Source organism: Mesorhizobium sp. M0052 (genome assembly GCF_040323255.1).
In the GTDB taxonomy this organism is placed as follows: Bacteria; Pseudomonadota; Alphaproteobacteria; order Rhizobiales; family Rhizobiaceae; genus Mesorhizobium.
Genome location: NZ_JAMYUS010000057.1, coordinates 1 through 2711, shown reverse-complemented (window position 1 = coordinate 2711; position 2711 = coordinate 1). Strand labels below are relative to the sequence as shown.

At 56.4% G+C, this 2711-nt stretch carries 4 protein-coding genes and 1 pseudogene; all 5 read left to right on the top strand.

Features of this window, described 5'->3' with window-relative positions; translation table 11 throughout:
- Window positions 1-657 (top strand): RHS repeat-associated core domain-containing protein (locus NKJ77_RS32300; RefSeq protein WP_352536383.1); only part of this gene is annotated, 657 nt, incomplete at its 5' end.
- A gap of 382 nt (window positions 658-1039) precedes the next feature.
- Window positions 1040-1387 (top strand): hypothetical protein, encoded by a 348-nt coding sequence (locus NKJ77_RS32295; RefSeq protein WP_352498959.1) that lies wholly within the window; start codon window positions 1040-1042, stop codon window positions 1385-1387.
- On the top strand, window positions 1317-1799 hold the full coding sequence (locus NKJ77_RS32290) for an RHS repeat-associated core domain-containing protein (RefSeq protein ID WP_352536384.1): 483 nt from the start codon (window positions 1317-1319) through the stop codon (window positions 1797-1799). Before NKJ77_RS32295 ends, NKJ77_RS32290 begins: the two co-directional genes overlap by 71 nt.
- Window positions 1796-2059, top strand: a complete 264-nt coding sequence (locus tag NKJ77_RS32285) for a hypothetical protein (RefSeq protein ID WP_196815110.1) — start codon at window positions 1796-1798, stop codon at window positions 2057-2059. Before NKJ77_RS32290 ends, NKJ77_RS32285 begins: the two co-directional genes overlap by 4 nt.
- Window positions 2034-2711: pseudogene (locus NKJ77_RS32280) on the top strand (RHS repeat domain-containing protein); the annotation flags it as partial. The gene NKJ77_RS32285 and the pseudogene NKJ77_RS32280, both read left to right, overlap by 26 nt.

The window sequence follows — 2711 nt, the reverse complement described above, 5'->3', positions numbered from 1 at the left end:
GCCACCAGCGCCAATCCGCAACGCTTCCCCGGCCAGCAGGAGGACCCGACCAGCGCTCTCTACTACAACTACTTCCGCGACTACGACCCAGCCACCGGCCGCTACATAGAGCCAGACCCGATCGGGCTCAATGGCGGTATCAATTTGTATACATACGTCGAAGGGAATCCCACCCGGCGGGTGGATCGGTTTGGGCTCTATACAGAAGCCATCTTCTTCAAGCCCGTTGGCTGGTTCGCCTCATCTTTTGGCCATGTCGCAGTCAATATCAATGGTACAGTCTATTCGTGGAACACGAACGGAATGGCGATTGAACCAAAGGATGACTATCTGGATCGAAACAAGTTCAGGGACGCTTTGGGTTTCCCCTTAAGCTTGACCCACGCTCAGGAAAATCAACTAGAGGGCGGCCTAAGAAGTTACGGAAAAGATCATTCCTATGATAAGTTCTCCTCTAATTGTACTGATCCACTTCAGCATGGTTTGGAAGAGCTTGGGTATCCGTTCGGGGCCTTCACACCAACACCGTCACAAATCAGAGACAACCTGGTCTTTGACGGACTAGCGAATGGGAATAACTACAACTACTATCCTGCCAATCCAGCCGACAAAGCGCCTTGGTGGGTTCCAAGTGCACCGTGGACTCCATACCAGTAAGGGGGAAGGCTCTGCAAAAACGTGGAATCCTCATTCTCGCTATCATTGCTGCAATTCCTTTGGCGATCGTTGCCGATCAGACATTCGGGAAGGGATTTTCGTGGCAAGATATGGATTGGAACGGTGATGGTCATACCTCGTTTGCAGAGTTCTTTCATGCGTTTGACGTGGGCTCGCGCGAAGTACAAGTAGATGGTAGGCAGTGCAGGGAAGCCTATCTCTTGAAGGATGGCGCGCCGGTTAAGCTACTCTGCCCCTGACAAGGGGCCGATACATCGGGCCGCAGAGGCCTAATTGTCGAAAGTGAGGAGATATAACTCGGTAGCGCCACACCCGGTTAGACCGTCGTTGCAGGCAATTTGTTTGTTGGTACTCCGGTTCGGTGATTGCGGAGGGCAAGCCGTTCGCCATCGAGAACCTGGCCGGCGATGTCTTCTACATCCTGAATGACCAGGTGTCCCAGCCGCAGAAGATGCTGTACGGGTCGCCCGCGGCCGTCGCCTGGCAGCGTGTCGCCGGCATCTTCGGCAACACCGTCTCCCAGCCGGTCGGCGCCACCAGCGCCAATCCGCAACGCTTCCCCGGCCAGCAGGAGGACCCGACCAGCGCTCTCTACTACAACTACTTCCGCGACTACGCGCCCAGCCACCGGCCGCTACATCGAGCCAGACCCGATCGGGCTCAACGGCGGTATCAATCTGTATGCATATGCTTTAGGCAACCCGGTTAGCCTAATTGATCCTCTTGGTCTTTGGACCGGACAGCTGGGTCTTGCGTTGAATTTCCAATTCGGCCCAGTAGTTGTACAGTTCTCGGCTGGGCTTGCGATTGATGGTACAGGCGCGCTCGGTACTTACTACGCTGCTGGCGGAGGACTTGGGGTGGGGGCAGATGTTTCAGGAGGAGTATCAGTTGCCTACTCGCCCAACGCATGCTCAATTGACGACTTGAACGGTCCCTTCAACAACGTTAGCCTTGGAGGAGGTTGGGGACCGCATGCGTCGGGCGATGGTTTTTTTGGGAAAGGAGCTAACGGTCGATCCATAGCCGGAGCGGGGATTACGCTTGGGGCTGGGTTGGGCGAGGGCGGAGCGGACACAGTTACGACGACCAACGTTACCCCCATTGGGCATATCTGGTGAAACGGTTTGCTGCGGTGCTCTTGATTGCGTTGGGATTGGGTTCCTTTGCATTCCATGCCGGATTGATAGTTTATTACAGCAATGTGCTGCCGCGCGATCCTCGACCTGAATTCGGAAGGACTTACCCAATCAACAATCACGGTACTGTCGTTTATCTAACCGAGTGTGAGCAACCGGAATTGACGTGGCTGTATTTCGCAGCGTTCGCCTTCGCCATCTCGGGCGGAGTGCTTTTTGCGTCAAACAAAAAGAAAGTCTGAAAGTATACACGGCAATGTGGTCAGCGAAAATCGGACAATCTCCTCTATTCAGTATGCAGCCGGATATGGCTACGACCTGGATAAGAACCTGACCCAGATCACCTATCCCTCCGGGCTGCTCGTCAGCTACCAACGCGATGCGCAAGGCCGCGTCGTTGGCATCACAAGCAAGCTGAACGTCACGGCTTCGACGGTGACGCTTGCCTCGGGAGGGCAATACCTGCCGTTCGGCTCGATGAACGCCCTGGCGCAGGGCAACGGCGTGCAGATGACCTACAGCTACGACCAGGATTACCGGTTGACCCGGATCCAGGCCGGCGCCGCTCAGGATCTCACCATCGGCTACGATGCGGCCAGCCACATCGCCAGCCTAACCGATGGGGTGACTCCCAGCCTGACGCAAACCTTCCAGTATGATCTGGTCGGGCGGGTCACGAACGGGGTGGGTACCTATGGCAACGACAGCTATACCTATGATGCCGCCGGCAACCGGCTGACCCGTTCGCTGGTCAACGGGGGAGCGACCTCGACCACCTACACCTACACGAGCACCAACACCCAGCTCGCCCAGGCGGTGACGGGATCGACGACACTCAAATACGCCTACGACGCCAACGGCGCGCTGCTCTCGCGCAAGCTCGGCAACACCACG